Below are 19740 nucleotides of genomic sequence, written 5' to 3'. Positions count from 1 at the left end.
GGAAATGAAAATCTTATATAAAATAACAATACTCTTTGCAATAGCATTGACAATGAACTTATCGTCTTGTACCGACGATTTAAATACGGTTCCTCCCGGAGGAAAAGAAACAACTGCCGAAGAGGCATGGGACGATCCTGAAACCTATAATAAATTTGTTGCCAAGATTTACGCCTGTTTTGCTCTATCGGGTAACCAGGGCCCAAGCGGATATGATGATATTGTTGGTGATGATCAGGGAGAAGCTACTTTCCTTCGCTCGTACTGGAATTTACAGGAATTAACTACCGATGAAGCGGTTTGTGCATGGTCGGATGATGGATTGAACGGACTTACTTTTTGTAACTGGACTTCAAGCAACCGATTTTGCGAATTAACATACAACCGTATGCTGGTAACCATTGCTTTCTGTAATGAGTTTCTTCGCGAAACAGAAGAAGAGGCTTTGAACGAACGTAATGTGGCTGAAGCTCTCAAAGCCGAAATTCAGGAATACAGAACGGAAGTAAAAGCCATCAGAGCTATTAAATACTATTTACTGATGGATTTATTTGCCAATGTTCCTTTCTTAAATCAGGAAGATGGTGTGGGTGCCTATATGCCTGAACAAAAAGGTCGCGACTTTCTATTTCCATGGATCGAAGATGAACTGCTTGCCTGTGAAAACAATCTTCCGGAAAGAAGTGATGCAAACTATGGCAAAGTAACCAATGGAGTTATCTGGATGGTATTGGCAAAAATGTATTTGAACGCCGAAGTATATATCGCCGAAAGTAAATACACCGAAAGTCTTACCTATTTAAATAAACTAATGGGCGAAGATTATGAATTAGATACACAATACAGTTATATGTTTGGTGCCGATAATGATCTTTCACCCGAAATCATTTTCCCAATTGTGTTTGACGGTAAAAAAGCCACTACTTATGGTGGAACAACTTACCTGATGGCAGCCTCATGGGGATCGGATATGGAGCCTGGAAGTAATTTCGGATTAGGTCAATCATGGTCGGGACTTAGAGCCAAAGAAACGCTTACTACTTTGTTTGAAGAAAACGATTCAAGAGCTCTTTTCTGGACTGATAAACGTACACAGGAAACCAGCGTATTAAACGACTTTAACTACGGTTACTCTGTTATTAAATATACCAATATCATACAAAGTGATCCATTGAATGTACCGGTTGAAAATCGCGAATTTGGTTCCGACAACCAGTTTCCTGATACCGATTTTCCAATGTATCGCTTGGCAGATGCTTACCTGATGTATGCCGAAGCAGTATTGCGTGGTGGAACCGGAGGTGACAGAAGCACTGCTCTGGGTTACATCAACGAAATACGCAGCAGAGCTAATGCTTCAACCATTGCTGATAGTGATTTGACTCTTGATTTTATTCTACAGGAACGCTCCAGAGAACTTTATTGGGAAGGCCACCGACGTACCGACCTTATTCGTTTTAACCAGTTTACAGCCAACTACGCATGGCCTTGGAAAAATGGCGTGTATAGTGGTACGGCCAACATCAACAACATATATAAAATATTCCCTATTCCGGCAGCTGAGTTAGTGGCTAATACTAACGTTAAACAAAATCCGGGTTACTAATTGGTGAATGTTAAATCAAAATTTAGGAAAAATGAAAAAACAAATAATATATCTGAGCTTACTATTCTTATCGATCGCGCTATTTAGCTGTAGCGACGACGAGAATAGTCCGGTTCTGACACATATCGAAGCCAGCGAATTAAACTATCTTCCTTCTAATATGATTGTGCTCGAAACAGTTGAAACTGGTACTAACCCATTACTTTTTACAGTTACCTGGACAGAAACCTTCTTCTACCTCGATGGTTCGGATCAAACAATGCCGGCAGGTCCGGTTAGCTATCAATTACAAATTGATATAGAAGGAAATAATTTTGCCAGTGCAAAAACACTTGCATCCTCTATGCAATTATACACCGATATTTTTGTGGCAGACTTAAACACCTTTCTGTTAACTGAGTTTGAAATTCAACCTGCAGAACCTGTGAATTACGAAATGAGAGTGGTAGCCACTTACGGCGAAAACAATCCTGAGAATGCTATTGCCTCTGCTAACACTCTGCCGGTAACCATCACTACTTATAATCCTCCTACAGATGTAGAACCCATATACATTATTGGTGATATGCAAGGATGGAATAACACAAATACTGAGTTTATGATGTATCGTAACAGCAGTGCTTCTGATGATTATACATATACCTACACCGGATTTATAGCAGGTAATACATATTTTAAACTTTGCCCCGAAAGTTATCTGGGAACCTGGGACAATATGTACTGCGCAGGTGCAGATGGCGTCCTTGAAGTTGGTGATCTGGGTGCGTTCTTCATCGAAACCGATGGCTATTACACATTAACCATTGATTTGAGTGCCATGACATGGTCCATCGAAAACTACGATGTAACAAACGCAGTTGAATGGCCTGTAATGAGTTTGGTTGGAGCCTTCTCGGAATGGGGTGAAGTGAATGAACCCAATATGATAGTTTCAAGTTACGATCCTCACCAATGGAGTTTGGATATTACACTCGACAATATTGAGTATGGTGTAAAATTCCGAGCCAATAACAATTGGGATAATCGCTGGTGCCCAAAAATATCAACCGATGTTCCTTGGGGTGTTGCAGAATTAAACCCAACAACTCACGACAACAATATCAGTTTGGATGAATTTGGTTTGGGTACTTATCATGTTCGTTTCAACGACTTGACAGGACACTATGCGATAATGTTTCAGGAGTAAAACTTAAAATGAGATTATCATGAATACAATAAAATATATAATGGCTTTCGTATTTCTTGCAGCTATCATGACGTCTTGCGAGGATACATACGAACGTACTGCCGGAGGTGAAATTATCACCTCCAATCCGATACTGAATTCTCTGAGCGAAAATGAATTTACATTAGAAGCTCCGGAAGAAGGTGACAATGGTGACTTTTTGTTCCGAACAACATGGACACGCCCCCGCATCTCTTACGAAAACGGTCTGCCAGTTGATGTACAAGATATTAGCTACGCCTTAGAAGCAGGTATCTTAAGTAATAATTTCGAAACTAAAGTGGAGGTCAAATCTACTGATGAATTATTCATAGACATTTATTCCAGCACACTATACAATGTTACAGCAAGTTTGGCCGGGGAAGATTTTGAAGAAACACAAAATATTGAATTCCGTATAGTAGCTTCTTACGAAGGAGGTACCGATTCAATTATTTCCAATTCAATACCAGTGGTTGTATCTCCAGTTGCCACCTGGCAACCTGAAGAGCTAACCATCAGGTTTAAGCAAACAACTGGTACTTGGGCAGAATTTGCGGTATATGCATGGGGTGCCGAAGAAGCTTACGGAGGATGGCCGGGACAGGTATTAACAGCAGATGCCGAAGGTTGGTATTCTTTCACCGTACCTACAAGTCGCCCTATCAACCTTATCATGAATGATAACGGAGCCGGTCAGCAATTCGATTTTTTGGTTGATCCAACCGAAAGTGCCTGTTATGAATTTGATACCGACAACAGCACCTTTACTGCTGTAGATTGTCCAACGCCTCCAATAACTATTAGCTGGAAATATGTGGGCAGTGACTGGGCTTCATCAAGTATTTATGCCTGGGGCGGTGATCCCGTTGCAGAAACGTTTGGAGCTTGGCCAGGACAAACAGTCACTCCTGATTCTGAAGGATGGTGTACCGTAACAGTTCCTGCAGGTCAAACAGTGGGTAACGTCATCTTTAATAACGGAACAGGTGGTGATGGAGGACAATTTGATCTTTCGATGTCTATTACCGAAGATGTATGTCTCGAGATAACCTCTGATTCCTATACGGTAGTTGATTGTAACTGAGAACAAATTGGATAATCACAATAATACCTATTCGGCCTCATTGAGAATGAGGAGTGTTACGTAGTTGAACATTAGTAAGACCGGGAAGTTGAGAGCCTCGCTCGAAAATCACCCGGCCGCACTTAAGTTCAACAATTAAACAAGAGTCATTCTCAATGGAGCCTTGATTTTCTTTGTTTCCATTTCTTGTATCAAGACAAGAAATGAAAAGCCCCCGCGGCTTGAGCGGTGAAAATCAAGTAAAAGATTATTTAGGTATTAAGCGACATTAAACTTATTTCGAACACATCAAATAATATCACTTTACGGTGTGTTCGAAATCAAATATAACTTGTGTAATAACATTTACTTTTATGAAGAAGATAGTAATTCTGGCCGGATTTTTAATGACTCTGTCACTCTTTACGGCCTGCAGTAACAACGATACACCTACCCCTGATGAACCACAAACCAGTGAAGAATTCTATGGCGAACCATTTGATAGAGTACCATCGATTGATAACATTGTGATGTACGAAGCCAATGAGCGGGTTTTTGCTTCAGATAATTCTTTCAATGCTATTACTGATCGATTAGATGAGATAAAATCATTGGGGGTAAATATACTTTGGTTAATGCCGGTGAACGAACAGGGTATTGAAAATGCTATTGGCTCGCCCTATTGCATTAAAAACTATGTAGCAACAGAACCGGAATACGGAACGCTGGATGACCTAAGAGAACTGGTTCTACAAGCCCATAACAGAGAGATGGCTGTTATAATTGATTGGGTGGCTAATCATACCTCATGGGATAGCGAGTGGGTGAGTGATCATAAAGATTGGTACACACAAGATGATGAAGGTAATATTATTCCACCGGTTGGCACTAACTGGTCCGATGTAGCAGATCTCAACTATAACAATCACGACATGAGAGATGCCATGATATCATCTATGAAATACTGGGTGCGCGAAGCTAATGTGGATGGTTTCCGCTGCGATGCTGCCGACTGGATTCCTGCAGGTTTCTGGCGCGATGCTGTTTATGAGTTAAAAAACATGCAGGAAGGACGCACTGTGTTGATGCTGGCCGAAGGAACAGATCCTATCAATCTTCAGGCTGGATTTGATTTGGATTACGGATGGAACTTCTGCGATGTTTTGGAAGGTCTTTACGCCGGAACCAAAAGTACCGCTGATTTATATGCCTCTCATCAAAATGAATTTGGTCAGATACCGGAAGGTAAACAGAAACTACGTTTTACTACCAACCACGATCGTGCTTCGGAAAACAGCCCGATATCAAAGTATAATGGACAACAAGGAGCACTATCAGCTTATGTTGTTTCAACAACCTTGGGAGGTGTACCACTCATGTACAGTTCGCAGGAAGTTGGTTATTCATCCACCATTAACTTTTTCAATTTTGTAAATGTTGGCTGGAATAATAATCAGGATATCTATCAGTCGTATCAGAAAATAATGGATATATACAACTCATTTGAAGCTATGAAAACAGGAGCTTTGGAAACATTTACCGACGATAATGTGGTTTGTTTTACACGCTCCTCTGATAGTGAAAATATTCTGATCATTGCCAACATCAAAAACACTGAAATATCATTCACAGTACCCGATGATTTTGTTTCTGAATCAAGAATCAACATGATAAAAGAATCATCTGTAACCTTGGAAGCAACTATCGATTTATCGCCGTACGAATTTTTAATCCTGAAAAAACAATAAATCATTTACCTAATCTGAGTCTTTCTTTTTACCTTTTATAAGAAATACATTACAAAATGATAAAATACTTTTTCTATCTACTTATTACGCTAGTTATTGTGTTGACTTCATGCACCAATAACAGCAAAAACACCATTCTTTCACCAGACCAAAATCTGCTAGTGAATGTGAATATTGATGAGACTGGTCGACCAACCTACTCTGTAGTTTTTAACGGAGAAAAATTGATTACTGATGCCGCGCTTGGTCTACAAATGAATGGTATTGACTTAAGTTCCGGCTTACAAGTAAAAGGAATGAAACGGAGTACTTTTACTGAACAATGGGAACCGGTTTGGGGGCAATATGCCAAAATTGAGAACCATTATAACCAGGCAATATTAAGTCTTCAAAAAGATGATCAGCAAATCGATGTTACTTTCAGAGTCTACAACGACGGTTTAGGTTTTCGGTACACTATCCTTGGTGAAGGAGAAGCTACCATCAACAGCGAAGCTACTCAATTCAACATGACATCCGACAATAAAACCTGGTGGATTGCTCCTTGCTGGGATAATGACGAATATACTTACCAAACAACCAAACTAAGTGAGGTAAGCGAAGAGTTGCGCAACCAATCTGCCACATCGGCACATGCCAACAGTTTTGCATGTTCAACCGGCTTTAATACACCAGTAACCATGAAAACTCCTACAGGTAACTATTTGAGTATTCATGAAGCAGCAATTGTTAACTATCCGGGATCATCGTTATGTCTCGATCCTCAAACTTTAAAAATTGGCATGGCTGCAGCCGGTAAAAAAGGTGAGATAGCTAAAGTTACTTTACCTTTCAGTACACCGTGGCGTACCATTACTGTAGGTAAAAAAGCAGGCGATTTAATTGAATCATCGTTGATTTTAAACCTCAACGAACCCAATAAACTGGAAGATGTCAGCTACATCAAACCCATGAAATACGTGGGAATCTGGTGGGAGATGCATGTTAAAAAATCAACCTGGGAAATGGAAGGAAGCCACAATCACGGAGCTAACACTGCCAATGTTAAGCGCTACATAGATTTTGCTGCTGAAAACGGATTTGGTGGTGTATTGGTTGAAGGATGGAACCAGGGATGGAACGGTTGGGTAAATTTTAATTACACGCAACCCTATGCCGATTTTGACATGGAAGAGTTGAGTGCATACGCAGCTTCAAAAGGAGTAGGTATTATTGGTCACCACGAAACAGGAGCCCAGGTAGCCAACTACGAACGACAGCTGGAAGATGCCTATCAGTATTATCAGGACAATGGCATACATGCTGTTAAAACAGGCTATGTAGGTAAAATCGAAAACCATTACCACTATGATCAGTGGATGGTGAATCATTACAATCATACGGTTGAACTGGCTTCTAAACATCAGATAGCTGTAAATATTCACGAACCAATTAAACCAAGTGGATTAAGCCGCACCTACCCTAACCTATTAAGTGGAGAAGGTATGCGTGGTCAGGAGTTTAATGCCTGGAGTGATGGTAATGCTTTGAACCATGATGCCATATTACCTTTCACGCGCAACTTAGCCGGACCAATGGATTATACTCCAGGTATATTTGATTTGCAATTGCTTAATTCTGTAAACAAGGATTATAAAAAGCTGAAGACTGATGAGGAACGAAAAAACTACCCGTTCAAACACCGAGTAAAAACAACGTTGGCACATCAACTGGCCTTATATGTTGTTTTCTACAGTCCTATACAAATGGCGGCAGATTTACCAGAGAACTATGAAGGTGTTGATGCCTTACAATTTATAAAAGATGTTCCGGTTGATTGGGCTGATACCAAAGTACTGAATGCCGAAATTGGTGAATTCTGTACCATTGCACGTAAAGACAAACACTCTGATAATTGGTTTATCGGAGGAGTAACCAATGGTGATGAAAGGCAAGAATCATTGCAACTGGATTTTCTGGACGAAGGAGCTACCTATGAGTGCACCCTTTATGCCGATGATGCCAATGCCGATTGGGATTTGAATCCAACACTTTATATCATCACAACAAAAGAAGTTAAAAAAGGAGACAGCCTTGACACGAGGTTAGCTCCGGGCGGAGGCTTTGCTCTTTCGCTTATTAAAAAGTAACTGTACAGTTATTATAAACATAGATTTTCTTGATTAGCCGGCTAACGAGCCGGCTTTTTTTGTATAATCAAAAAAAGGATAAACTGCCTTAGCCCTAAAAAACGAATACTATTTTATTGTTATTACAGCTGATCAATTACCATTAACATCTTTGACACAACGAAATCCCACAGCAAAGTCGGACCAGTTACTTATTAAGCCTTTGCGATAATAAACTCGCTTACACATCTTACCCGAGTGCCAACTTCCTCCTCTTATCACACGATTTGAACCTTTATCAGGGCCTTGCGGATTATCGTATATTTCTTCTGCGTAGTAGGTATCAGAATATCTATCGGCAACCCATTCCCAAACATTACCACCCATATCATATAAACCATAGCCATTGGATTCATACTGGCCGACCGGTTCTATAAGATTTTCCCATGCTCCTTCTTCCTGACTGGCTTTTTCTTTATTCCAATTATTGCCATTAGGATAATCCTTATCAATCAAACCACCACGTGCAGCATATTCCCACTCGGCCTCTGTGGGAAGCCTTTTACCTGCCCATTCAGCATATTTCATGGCACTAAACCAGTTGACTCCCACAACAGGATAATCAAGAAAAGCATCACCACATCTAAATAATTCTGTATTCCAGAACTCAGGTAAAGCGGTATTGGTTTCTTTACAAAACTGCAAGTACTGACGGTTGGTTACTTCACAGGTATCCATATAAAATGCATTAACCTTTACTTTATGAGCAGGACTAAACGGTGGTTGACTCTCCATATCTTTTCCCATCACAAATTCTCCGGCAGGAATTAAAACCATGTTATCAGTAATTACAGATTGGGAATTAACCATTATAGACAGAAGCCCCCAAAAGGCGAGTAATAAATACCTCATTTCTTATTTTAGTTGAGTTAACCGGGTTATTGCCAACTTTCTAATATCACTATTATCATCATTGAGTGAGATATGAGTTAGTGTTGACTGCGAGGTTAATTTCTTAATTGCCAACACCCTTAATTCCTCATTATTATCATTTAAGGCAACATGCGATAATGTTGATTGTGAAGTAATCTTCTTCAAAGCCATTAATCTTAGCTCACAATCTTTTTCATTTAAAGCTATATGCGATAAAGTAGACTGTGAGGTAGCTTTGGCAATAGCCATTTGGCGTAGTTCCGGATCTTTATCATTTAAGGCAATGTGCGAAATTGTTGATTGCGAAGTAACCTTTTTTAAAGCCATCCACCTCAATTCCCTGTCATTGTCGTTTAAGGTAATATGGGATAAAGTTGATTGCGATGTGCATTTAGCGATAGCCATTCGTCGCAACTCAGGATCATTATCATTTAAGGCTATATGCGAAACGGTGGACTGTGAATTGACCTTCTTAAAAGCCATCCACCTCAATTCAGGGTCATTATCGTTTAAAGCAATATGAGATAAAGTTGATTGCGATGTGCATTTAGCGATAGCCATCTGTCGTAACTCAGGATCATTATCATTTAAGGCTATATGCGAAACGGTGGACTGTGAATTGACCTTCTTAAAAGCCATCCTTCTCAACTCCCTGTCATTGTCGTTTAAGGCAATATGAGATAAAGTTGATTGCGATGTGCATTTGGCAATCGCCATCTGTCGTAATTCAGGGGCATTATCATTTATTGCGATATGCGATAGGGTAGATTGGCTATTGACATGTTTTATTGCCAGTTTTCTTAATTCCGGATCTGAATCGTTTAGTGCAATATGCGAAAGCGTGGACTGACTGGCATGAGGTAATGATTCTGCATTTATCTCTTCATCGGAATAAGTGGTAATTGTAACTACCCTTTGCTCGTGAAAGCACGACGCCAAAGTAAAAATAAGCAGAAGATACAACGATAACTTTTTCATAAGGGTTGGGTTTATTGATTTAATTAACAATAAAGATATAAAATTTATCTATCCATGTTAATGTAAAAGAATACTTTATGCTTTAGTTTATTATTCCGATTGTTTCATAATTTCCTGAGCTTTTGCATAATCTGACTCCAACACCTGCAGTTCAACGGTAAATGTTGCCATATGGGTCATTACCTGATTTGTATATTCGTTTTTCAAAAAACATTCTATCCCTGCTGATTCCAAAATACTCTTCAGTATTAATAAATCTGCTTCAACGTGCGATTCTTTTATTGTTATAAACTTCATAATGCTTCTGTTTTATATTTATGAATTAATTGATCTTAGTACGTTGGGTATGCTAACCAAAATCTTAAATTATTATATCCTAAAACGCAACAAACAATAAAAATAAATATTCTTCATATCGAAATCAAAAAAAAGCAGCTTATCCGTAGATTAGCTGCTTTGCTGATTTATACTTCTATTTAATTCTGATTTAAAAAAATGATAAACTAGTCAATAGGTGTATACTTAAAGTTTTTAAATACAACTTCTCCATCGCCCATTGAACACAATCCGATTCTTAAACTCATAAATCCACTTAACACATTATGATGATAAGCCGATGCTTCAAATGAGTTCTCAATCTTTGTCCATTCCTTGCCATCCAGGCTATAGAACATATCAACCGTGTTTTCAATGTTTTTTAGTCGCAGATAAACATGACGATCCAACACATTGGGTTCTGTGGCAAACTGCCATCCGCGCAGGTTAGCGAACACATTTTCTTTATCAGCTAAAACACCTGAGAATGCTCTTTCGTTATAGAATAATACTATTCCACCAACAGCATCTCCTTTTATCTCCATTTCTACATCGGCAGTATACGAATGATCTTCAGGGATACACAACATAGGCGAGCAACCTGCAACATTATCACTCTTGCCTTTGATGATAATACTGTTGTCTTTAATTTCAAATCTGTCAGGATTATCTTCTTTAAAAAATCTCCAAGAAGGATTGAGTGTTTTGCCTGAGAAATCATCCGATAAAGTAAAATCTTCACCTGATTTCTTTCCTTTGGGCTTTTGGGTTGGTGTTTCTACCGTATATCCTTCAGGTAGTTTAAACCATCCGTCTTCAGTCCATTCAAGAGGAGCCAACATGGTTTGACGCCCCATATTATAATAATCCTTTTCGTATCCGTGAAGAATCATCCACCAATCGCCATAGGCATCTTCGAATGGCGTAGCATGACCTAAAGACCACCATCTGTCTTTATTACTTTTAGCACGTACAATTGGATTATAAGGTGAATTCTCCCATGGACCAAGTGGTGATTTAGAACGAGCCGATATAACCATATGACCAGTTGCAGGTCCTGCTGTACCACCCTCGGCAACTGTTAAGTAATAATACTCACCTCTTTTACACAATTTAGGCCCTTCCATACAGAAACACTCAATCGACCATTCGCGTGGAATTTCCCAACCGGAATAACTATGTACAACAGGTCCGTCAATGGAAAGTCCATCAGGAGACAATGGCACATAACTACCGCTACTGAAATACAGATAACGATTACCGTTTTCATCCACCACATGACCCGGATCAATCATAGTTATATCCAACTCAATTGGGTCGCTCCAGGGGCCTTCAATCTGATCAGCCCAAATCACATAATTGGTATTGGAAGCCGGAAAATAGATGTAATACTTATCGTTGTACTTCACTAAGTCAGGAGCCCACACAGAGCCCACATACTTATGAAGCGTGCTAACAACCGGTGTCCAGTTTAATAGATCGGTGGAATGCCAGATTAACAAGCCGGGGTAATATTCAAATGATGAATGAACCATATAATAATCTTCACCATCAACTAAAATACTTGGGTCGGGATAATCGCCATCAAACACAGGATTCATAAAGGTTTCCTCATTGTTTACCTGCTCCTTTTGCTGTTCTTGTTGCATTGTGCAATTAGTTGATATAAGTCCTACAACTAAAAGTATGCTGATAAAAAGTTTATTCATTGATAAAAGTTTAATTTAGATTGTTAGTTTTTAAGCAGTAGCAGGTAGGGGGCTACCTTAGTTCTACCTCAAAATTAATTATTCTTGATCATTATTCCAGACGTATGGTACTACAGGATTAATTTCAAAATCGAACCATTCATAATCGGCAGGATTAGTATTAGCCTGGCCGTTACCTGATGCATACATACCGATAAACACTCCTATAAATCCTCCCACTTTTTCGGTTGAAAGATCTTTGGTTGGCGCTGATGCAATTAAGCTTGTTTCAAAGCCTTTGGCCTGAACCCAAAACTGGTATTCCAAAGGTGTAGCTGTGATTCGTAAAACAACATCACCATCCGGAATAGCTGTATAAATCTCATCCTCTAACAGCTCTTCTAAAACCCTTCGAAATTTAACTACTCGCTTTCCATCCTTTTGTGTCACCACCAAAGCATAATGATTAGCATCGTTGGCCCTGATAACCAAACCTGCTTCTTCATTATCTGCAGTTGGTGTGAAACTCATTTTAGTGGATGCAGCAATATTTAAAGCTGATTGACGACGACCAACAAAAGCTGGCGAATCCATCTCTTTTAATGTGATAGCTGATCCGTTCAGGCGCAGGTACCCCTTTCGACCTGTCAACGACCAATCATTCCCATAAGGTTGACGAATAAAAGTCCAGTCCAATCCTAATGTTACTGCGTCAAAATCATCTCGAACAGGGGCTTTCTCCCATTTATGTTCGGGTAGATTCGGGACTACATAAGATGTATCCATCATACCATTGGTACCGGCTATTGGCCAACCATCTTCCGTCCAGGTAACCGGAGCTAAAAAGGTTTCACGGCCTAAATGTTGAAACTTCCCTCCTTGCGGACGAATTCCCAAACAAACCAACCACCAACTATCATCAGGCAATTGAACCAAATCGGCATGACCAATTGCCTGAAAAGGACTCTCGGGATGATTCATATTGGTGATAACAGGTCCATAAGGACTAGGATCAAATGGACCATAAGGAGATTTGCTTCGTTGAATAACCTCACGATGCTCATAACCCGTTCCTCCCTCAGCCGACATCAGGTAATAATAATCGTTTATTTTATACATATGCGGCCCTTCTGGCGATGAACCTCCCTGGCCCGATGCCACCAAACGCAAAGGTGTAATGGTTTCTCCTGTTTCGGGATTGATGGTACCAACCATAAAACTCCCCTTATTATCAGGACTAATCCAGTACATGCTATCATTGGCAAATAGGATGGAAGGATCTACATTCCAGTTGCCAACCCAAACCGGATCGGACCATGGACCTGCAGGATCAGTTGCTGTTACATAATAAGCTCCCTGCGATCCTTTGCCACCATAATTAGTACAGGTCACATAGAAAGTGCCATTATTATAACGAATAGCCGGAGCATAATTACCTCCGGAAGAATAAGCTCCTTCTGCCAGACAATTTTCCGGGCGATGCAATACATGACCAATCTGCTTCCAATTTACCAGATCTTTACTGTGATAAATTGGAATACCCGGAAAGTATTCGAATGTTGACGTTACCAGGTAAAAATCATCTCCTACCCTGCATATGCTTGGGTCGGGATTCATTCCTCTTATAATCGGATTCTCGTAAGTTCTTGCCGTTTCTGTTTTACATCCGACAAAAACAAAGAGAATGAAAAGTGTAAACCAACTTACTTTTATCATTCTATCTTTTTTACAATTTTTCTATATCGATAAAGTACACATCGTTTTCCCTCATCTTCAATTCTGAAGTATATGTACCATCAGTTCCTATTTTAATAATCTCAGTGGATACCAGTGATTCGTTAGTCATCTCCTTTAAAAGATCCACCTGCTTTTTGCTTAACTGATCAGGGCTACCCAAATCGCTATAAGCCGTATAAGCATCGGTGCATCTGTAACCCACTTTATGTATTTTTAAACTATAGGTTCCGGTGGTTAAACCTTTTACCTTAAGATCCACAACTCCCTTACCTTTTGCAGGTAAATCGTTGTTATAGTAATCCTGATTATTGATTGAATCCGGTAAGGTATGAGTGTAATCCCATAACAGTAACTGAACGCTGCCTTCGTCATTTTTACAGGCCCACGAAGCCTTATCTGTGTTTTCCAATTCTGTCTCGCCCAGTTGATTCATCAAAGCATAAGCATGATAGGCCGGCTTTTTAATACCTTGAGTGTTCATCAAACCAAAACCGCCATGAAAAGGTGTGAAGCGAGGGCCGGCTTCTTCAAAGATATCGGTGAATACCCAATACGACATGGAAGTGGCAGCATCACCTATTTGCTTAATTTTATTGAGGATAAAAGCGGCTTCGTGATAGCTATCGTGCAAAGGATCGGAAGGAGTATACGATGAACTCCACTCGGTATAATGCAGCTCCAAATCGGGCATTGAAGATTCAGATATCTCTTTGCGAGATTGAATCACATCTTGACTAACAGCCATATCGTTTTTACTCAATCGGGTGCCATTGTTTCCAAACTCATCAAGGAATCCAACATCAACACCATACGAGTGGGTACTGATAAAATCGAGCGGCACATTCTTTTTCTTACAGAATTCAATCATTTCCGATTCCCAGGCAGCTCCGGCAGTGGCAGGACCACCCACCGGATAATCGGCACACACGCTTTTTACCGCTTCGGCAGCATATTTATATAGTTTAAAATATTCTTTTTGCGAGCCGGTCCAAAAGGCAGGCACCAAATTTGGTTCGTTCCACACCTCGAAGTACCATTTTTTCACTTCTTCTTCTCCATAACGGTCGGTGAAGTGTTGCACCAGACTTTTAATCAAATCGCCCCACTTATCGTAATCTTTAGGAGGAGTAACATTTCCTTCCCACCAAAATATGGTTTCTTCACCACTGGCAAGATCCTTTGGCATAAATCCTAATTCAACAAAGGGTGTGATATCAATGCTCAACAAAAAATCAAACAAAGCATCGACATACATAAAGTTATATTGCGGATTACCATCATGATCTTCTTTATAAATACCCATATCATCGGTGAGTATACCATGAAAACGGATGTATTTAAAATCGCACTCTTTTTTAACAGTCATTAGTTGTTGCTGCCAGTCGGCACGCAAGCCTTCGTTAGCGCGTCCGGCACCAATACACTCTTTAAACATGGTATTCATTTTACCATGCTCCTGAGCCACATCAACAGAAATAGTCCGGTGATTGGTTTGAGCTTGAGCCATCAAACCAGCTAATAAAAGCAGGATGAAGGTTATTAAGGATTTTTTCATGTTTTATATTTTTTATTGAGAATTCGAATTAATAACAATCCATAAATGTCTGGAATAGATAGTTCGATATCAAGGCTTATAGAGCAACTAACGAACTTATAAACAGACTTTAATTATGCGAATCAATGTTGAACCCACTTTTGGGTTCCTTTATAATACGTTCATACTCCACGGGTTCCGCCCGTGGCTATTCATATTAAATCCCTTCAGGATTTGAAAATGCTCGAAGGACATTAACAATAATAGCCTCGTGTGGAGCGCGGGGTGACTATTTGACTAATGATACAATCCCGAAAGTGGGTTGAACTTTGCTATAAAACAATTTGAACTATTGATTCGCATTAATTATTAATACCTTCCATTAAAGCATCCAAGGCCTGCTGATCAAACACTGTGTTATTCTCACGGTTAAAAAGAGCCGAAGCATTTTCTCCCATATTACCTGCATCCCAATAAAAGGGAAGTATTCCGTTTGCCTTCGCTTTTTGGGCTACGCATTTAAGGAAATAAGCTCTTGAATCGAGATGAAGCTGAAGATCATCTCCTGTAAGAAAGGTTCGTTTAATGACGGCAAACTCGCCCAATATCACAGGGATTCCTTTATCTACAAACTGAGTCTTCATAGAAGCAAATAAATTATCCATATCCTCTTCCTCACCCCAGTTTGCATTGCGTTCGGTATCGGTTGATGAATGATAGCCATTTCCCCAATAGTAAAACATCTTCCCCCAGTTTGCATCTTCGGTCATCAGGCAAAACTGGTAAGGAGTATAGTAATGTACCTCCGCCATCATTCTGTCCGCAACCTCATCATCAGGCATAGCCGACATCAGATTCTGTGTTTTTTCAATATCTGTTGAGGGCCCTTGCACCACCAATACGCGATAGGCATTTTTACCTCCTGTTGATCTTACAGCATCCACAAAGGTTTGATGGTAGCTCATAAGTACATCCATCTGTTCCTGTGACTCCACATTAGGTTCGTTGGCTCCTGCAAAAATAAGGTGCTCATCAAAATCTCTCAAATGAGTGGCTATCTGCTCCCAAAAGGCTTTTTGCTTGGCATTTACTTCCATTTGTTTATCAGGCGTACAGTTGTTTTCTAACCATCCGCCATCCCAATGAATATTGAGTATAGCATACATTTCATTATCGGCACAATATTGTACTACCTCCTTCACCCTATCGAGCCATGAAGCTTTGATCTCAGCTGTTTGGGTATTCGCAAGATATTTATCCCACGAACAAGGAATTCGGATAGCATTAAAACCATTTGCTTTCACCAATTGAATTAATTCCTCTGTAACCATTGGATTACCCCACGCCGTTTCTCCTCCAATAGCCTCCAGTGTATTCCCAATGTTCCATCCAATTTTTATTTTTGAAGCCAATTCTACGGCAGAACTCTCCACCCCAGTCATATCAGCAGGAAGCGGTGATGTATTATAACTGGGATACATATTAGGAATTTGATTGATAGTTAGCAGAATTGTTTCTGATGCCTCTGCTGTAATCTCAACCGTTGCACTCCTATCCTTTCCATCGGTAATTTCATCTACCTCAATAGTAATCTCTGTATCACCCGGTCCTCCGGTTGATTTACTAAAATGAATCCAATCAAATGTATTGTTTATAGTCCATTCAGGAGCAGTAGAAGTTAGTAGGATTTTAGTAGATCGATCGTCTTGAACAAATTCCAATTCATCTTCATCAACCTGCAACTCATAAAGATATTCAGATTCTTTTTGAGTCACCAGAACTTCAACAGGAACAGCACTTCCGGCTGTAACAATAAGTGTTTCATTTAAAGCTTCCAGAGTTCTGCCTGCAACTTCAACTATAATAATTTCATTTTTGCTGGTTCCTTCTGTGAGGGTTAAATCTATAACATCGGGTTTGGGGTTTTGTATTTGCCATGAAGAAGCATTGGTTTCAATAGTAAAATAAGCTTTACCTCCTGATCGAGGTATTTCAATTACGGTAGGTGTGACACTCAAAATATCTTCTGCATTTTCTTTTTCGCAACTAAAAATAAAAAGTGCAGCTGTAATAAGAATATAAAATTTGAGTGTTCGGGACAATGTAATAATATTGGATTTTTTCATTTTTAATTTTAGTTAAATTGATCTGTTAACAATGATATAGTATTAATCAGTTTTAACCTTTACAAAAAATGATAATCCTTTTACATTTTTGTTTAACTACCTAATATGTTAACGCCGACTAACTAAAATCGTAACAAAAGAACACTCCCTCCTAAGCTGCTGAATACAATTATTTACAGATCACTTCATATTCTTGTGGATCAGTCATAACTTCACCAAAAGAAATTCTATTCTTTAATTCAAGTTTGGGTTTTAAAAAATGGACATAGAATGCTGCAATAAACTTTCAATAAATCTTGTTATCTCGTCACTCCGACCTCAGCAACGCAGCTTGGGACCCACTAGCAAAAGCGAAGGATAGAAAAATTTGAGATACATTCTGTAAATCTTTAAATTTTTCCCGAAGCGTTGCTCTAGTGGGTAAGTGAGTGCTGTTGTCGGCGGCTTTTTTGTCAACCTGTTAGCCGCAGGCAGGCTTTTTGAGCTGGAGGCAATTGTAGTGAAACGTAAATCGTGAATACCTTTTAATTATAAGAATATATGAACAAAAAGTTGAAGCCATTCCGGCTTGAGCGAAGAATTCTATTATTCCTTTTTTAGAAAAAGGAATCAAAAATCTTTCGGATTGAGGCGATTGCTGCGCAACGTTGACGAACTTATGGCTTCAGGTACAACTTCTCGTTCCTCGAAGCCACCATTCCGCCATGTTCGCAACTATCGCTGACAATCCGAAGTTCGAAACTTTGTTTCGAGTGGGGGATTCTGGCTATTAAAATTATTCGAATAAAAATAAGTTTATTATTAATTTTCAGATTCTCCACAACTTTTTAAAGTGATCCTTATTTACATTTAAAATATTTTGTTTTTCACTTTTCGATGAGGTGCCCCCCTCTTTGCTCTAATTTAAAATAAATCTATATTATCATAGTATAATTACTGAAATCATTTGCTGATAAGGAATACAAACGATTTTAAAAAATAAAATGCATACAACGGTTGTGTGTACTAGTAAAGGAGATGATTAGTAAAGTGCTAATTTATTGCATTAAAGTTTGTGTGGTAATTAACAATATAGTATTTTAAGAAGTAAATATTGACGGAAAACCCTCCCCGGCTGGTCATCAACCTACCTGTTTTAAGCGACCGGAATGGAAGAGGAGGCCGGAGAGGTGACCGCAATATATCATTAAATTTTTTGAATTATGAGTTTCAACGAAAACTATGAGGAATGGAAAGAATTGATTGAAGCAGTGCCCGATGGTGAGGTTAAATTACCCAATCAACCCATTGATGATTTTGCAGCATCGTGTGAGACCCTGGCCATAGAAGCCCAGCATGATAAGGAAGCATTAACCGGTGCAGGCCTTGATGTAAAGATTATTGACGAAGTTACTCCACTTACCGGAGCGCTGCGTTATATACAGGCGAATTGGATGAGTGAATTCAGAGCCCGTCAGGAGGCCCAAAAAGAATGGCAGCAGCAGTCTCCTGAGGCTTATAAGCTAAGAGATGATATGCTGCATCATTTTACATTTGCCTATCGTAAAGACAATAACCTGCTACAAAAAGTCCGTCGTTTACGTGAGGGAAGCAGCAATGCCGATATGATTCAGGATTTAATAGAACTGGCTGTACTTGGTGAAAATAATCCTCAACCTCTAGGGACAATTAACTTTGATATGCCTGTTTTACAAGAGGCAAAGAAGCTTTCGCATTCTCTTTCGGAATTGCTGGCTCAAGCTAACGGAACAGCAGAAGAGGGGGGCGGAAATAAATTATTACGAGATAAAGCTTATACCCTTCTTTATAAAAAAGTACAGGAAATAAGAGAGTATGGTCGTTATGTTTTTTGGAAGAATGATGAGCGACTTAAAAAGTACATTAAAGCTTAAAACCCTTTATTTTGTTAGCCCCCGAGATTGTTTCACACCTTCTTCGGGGGATATTCACCCTTTTTTATGCAAAATATTGATCTCAACGGGCAAAATATCAATCTCAACGAGTAAAATATAGTGGTTAATCACTTATGAGAACCGCATTTTTGGTCGTTTTTTTGAAAATAATCAGCAATTTTAAGCCGCCCCTGAGCAATTTGACAAGCTTCCTGAGTAAAATATCTAAAATTACTTGTCAAATAATAGTTCCCATTGGGATATTTAACCCTTCCCTGAGCAATATTTTGCTTACCACGGCAATTTCTTCTAACAAACAGCCCTTTTATTTAACTAATAAACAGGTTGTGTGCTTTTAAGTTACACCACCTATATAACAATAAAAGACACATAAGTATGTATTTATAATCTGTTTATTATTGAAATACAAAATTATACCATTTATCTTCTGTTTTACTCCGTTAAACTAAAAACGCAATGGTTTATTAGCATAATACCCGTATTCTGCTATTTTTGTAAACGCTAATTTTTAATCAAATACTATGAATCCTTATTTCTTAACTATCTGCTTTTTACCTTCAACCATGTGGGTCAATTGCTTAATCGCTTATAAACGTATTTTTTTAAATAAACGACTATAAGTAATTAAAATGATTTTATAGCATATATACAGGTATTTACAAAAGAATAGGAAGTAATGGCGGATATATAGTAGTTATAGCCCATAAACTGGTATTGGAACTTTAACCTTTACTCTGTTTGTCTAAAAGTAGTCAGAAAAGGAATCATCTTGTATGGTAAGAAG

Annotated in this window: 13 protein-coding genes; 6 read left to right on the top strand and 7 right to left on the bottom strand. The window is 39.1% G+C overall.

Annotated elements, in window-relative coordinates:
- Positions 1-4 precede the first annotated feature (4 nt).
- The 5 genes from KEM10_RS13655 to KEM10_RS13635 all read left to right on the top strand — a co-directional run bounded on the left by KEM10_RS13655 (position 5) and on the right by KEM10_RS13635 (position 7753).
- Entirely contained in the window at positions 5-1606 is a 1602-nt protein-coding gene (locus tag KEM10_RS13655; protein ID WP_212216579.1) for a RagB/SusD family nutrient uptake outer membrane protein, read from the top strand.
- A gap of 31 nt (positions 1607-1637) precedes the next feature.
- A complete protein-coding gene (locus KEM10_RS13650; protein WP_212216578.1) occupies positions 1638-2792 on the top strand; it encodes a SusF/SusE family outer membrane protein in 1155 nt (384 codons plus the stop codon).
- A 19-nt stretch (positions 2793-2811) separates the two neighbouring features.
- Entirely contained in the window at positions 2812-3897 is a 1086-nt protein-coding gene (locus tag KEM10_RS13645; protein ID WP_212216577.1) for a starch-binding protein, read from the top strand.
- A 353-nt stretch (positions 3898-4250) separates the two neighbouring features.
- Positions 4251-5624 carry an alpha-amylase family glycosyl hydrolase gene (locus KEM10_RS13640; protein ID WP_212216576.1) on the top strand — a complete coding sequence of 458 codons (1374 nt, stop codon included), beginning with the start codon at positions 4251-4253 and terminating at the stop codon, positions 5622-5624.
- Between the two features lie 56 nt (positions 5625-5680).
- Entirely contained in the window at positions 5681-7753 is a 2073-nt protein-coding gene (locus tag KEM10_RS13635) for a glycoside hydrolase family 97 protein (RefSeq protein ID WP_212216575.1), read from the top strand.
- 132 nt (positions 7754-7885) lie between these two features.
- Here the strand turns inward: KEM10_RS13635 and KEM10_RS13630 are convergent, their stop codons facing one another.
- The 7 genes from KEM10_RS13630 to KEM10_RS13600 all read right to left on the bottom strand — a co-directional run bounded on the left by KEM10_RS13630 (position 7886) and on the right by KEM10_RS13600 (position 17043).
- Entirely contained in the window at positions 7886-8644 is a 759-nt protein-coding gene (locus KEM10_RS13630) for a formylglycine-generating enzyme family protein (RefSeq protein ID WP_212216574.1), read from the bottom strand.
- A 3-nt stretch (positions 8645-8647) separates the two neighbouring features.
- Entirely contained in the window at positions 8648-9643 is a 996-nt protein-coding gene (locus KEM10_RS13625) for a HEAT repeat domain-containing protein (RefSeq protein WP_212216573.1), read from the bottom strand.
- A 90-nt stretch (positions 9644-9733) separates the two neighbouring features.
- Positions 9734-9940 carry a putative signal transducing protein gene (locus KEM10_RS13620; protein WP_212216572.1) on the bottom strand — a complete coding sequence of 69 codons (207 nt, stop codon included), beginning with the start codon at positions 9938-9940 and terminating at the stop codon, positions 9734-9736.
- Between the two features lie 206 nt (positions 9941-10146).
- Positions 10147-11667: a family 43 glycosylhydrolase gene (locus KEM10_RS13615; RefSeq protein ID WP_212216571.1), complete on the bottom strand. Its 1521-nt coding sequence runs from the start codon at positions 11665-11667 to the stop codon at positions 10147-10149.
- A gap of 78 nt (positions 11668-11745) precedes the next feature.
- The gene (locus tag KEM10_RS13610) at positions 11746-13362 is read right to left on the bottom strand and encodes a glycoside hydrolase family 43 protein (protein ID WP_212216570.1); all 1617 of its coding nucleotides are present in this window, start codon (positions 13360-13362) and stop codon (positions 11746-11748) included.
- Positions 13363-13372: 10 nt separating this feature from the next.
- Positions 13373-14938 (bottom strand): GH39 family glycosyl hydrolase, encoded by a 1566-nt coding sequence (locus KEM10_RS13605; RefSeq protein ID WP_212216569.1) that lies wholly within the window; start codon positions 14936-14938, stop codon positions 13373-13375.
- Positions 14939-15279: 341 nt separating this feature from the next.
- Entirely contained in the window at positions 15280-17043 is a 1764-nt protein-coding gene (locus KEM10_RS13600) for a cellulase family glycosylhydrolase (RefSeq protein ID WP_212216568.1), read from the bottom strand.
- A 1202-nt stretch (positions 17044-18245) separates the two neighbouring features.
- On the opposite strand from KEM10_RS13600, the gene KEM10_RS13595 reads away from it, so the two are divergent.
- Complete coding sequence (locus KEM10_RS13595) at positions 18246-18935, top strand: hypothetical protein (protein ID WP_212216567.1); 690 nt, start codon at positions 18246-18248, stop codon at positions 18933-18935.
- Positions 18936-19740: the final 805 nt, after the last annotated feature.

The organism is Carboxylicivirga linearis (assembly GCF_018271995.1).
Taxonomy (GTDB): Bacteria; Bacteroidota; Bacteroidia; order Bacteroidales; family Marinilabiliaceae; genus Carboxylicivirga; species Carboxylicivirga linearis.
This window is presented reverse-complemented; position numbering and strand designations above follow the sequence as displayed.

Coding starts and splice junctions, on each gene's coding strand:
- KEM10_RS13655 (WP_212216579.1), top strand. CDS start 5: ATGAAAATCTTATATAAAATAACAATACTCTTTGCAATAGCATTGACA.
- KEM10_RS13650 (WP_212216578.1), top strand. CDS start 1,638: ATGAAAAAACAAATAATATATCTGAGCTTACTATTCTTATCGATCGCG.
- KEM10_RS13645 (WP_212216577.1), top strand. CDS start 2,812: ATGAATACAATAAAATATATAATGGCTTTCGTATTTCTTGCAGCTATC.
- KEM10_RS13640 (WP_212216576.1), top strand. CDS start 4,251: ATGAAGAAGATAGTAATTCTGGCCGGATTTTTAATGACTCTGTCACTC.
- KEM10_RS13635 (WP_212216575.1), top strand. CDS start 5,681: ATGATAAAATACTTTTTCTATCTACTTATTACGCTAGTTATTGTGTTG.
- KEM10_RS13630 (WP_212216574.1), bottom strand. CDS start 8,644: ATGAGGTATTTATTACTCGCCTTTTGGGGGCTTCTGTCTATAATGGTT.
- KEM10_RS13625 (WP_212216573.1), bottom strand. CDS start 9,643: ATGAAAAAGTTATCGTTGTATCTTCTGCTTATTTTTACTTTGGCGTCG.
- KEM10_RS13620 (WP_212216572.1), bottom strand. CDS start 9,940: ATGAAGTTTATAACAATAAAAGAATCGCACGTTGAAGCAGATTTATTA.
- KEM10_RS13615 (WP_212216571.1), bottom strand. CDS start 11,667: ATGAATAAACTTTTTATCAGCATACTTTTAGTTGTAGGACTTATATCA.
- KEM10_RS13610 (WP_212216570.1), bottom strand. CDS start 13,362: ATGATAAAAGTAAGTTGGTTTACACTTTTCATTCTCTTTGTTTTTGTC.
- KEM10_RS13605 (WP_212216569.1), bottom strand. CDS start 14,938: ATGAAAAAATCCTTAATAACCTTCATCCTGCTTTTATTAGCTGGTTTG.
- KEM10_RS13600 (WP_212216568.1), bottom strand. CDS start 17,043: ATGAAAAAATCCAATATTATTACATTGTCCCGAACACTCAAATTTTAT.
- KEM10_RS13595 (WP_212216567.1), top strand. CDS start 18,246: ATGAGTTTCAACGAAAACTATGAGGAATGGAAAGAATTGATTGAAGCA.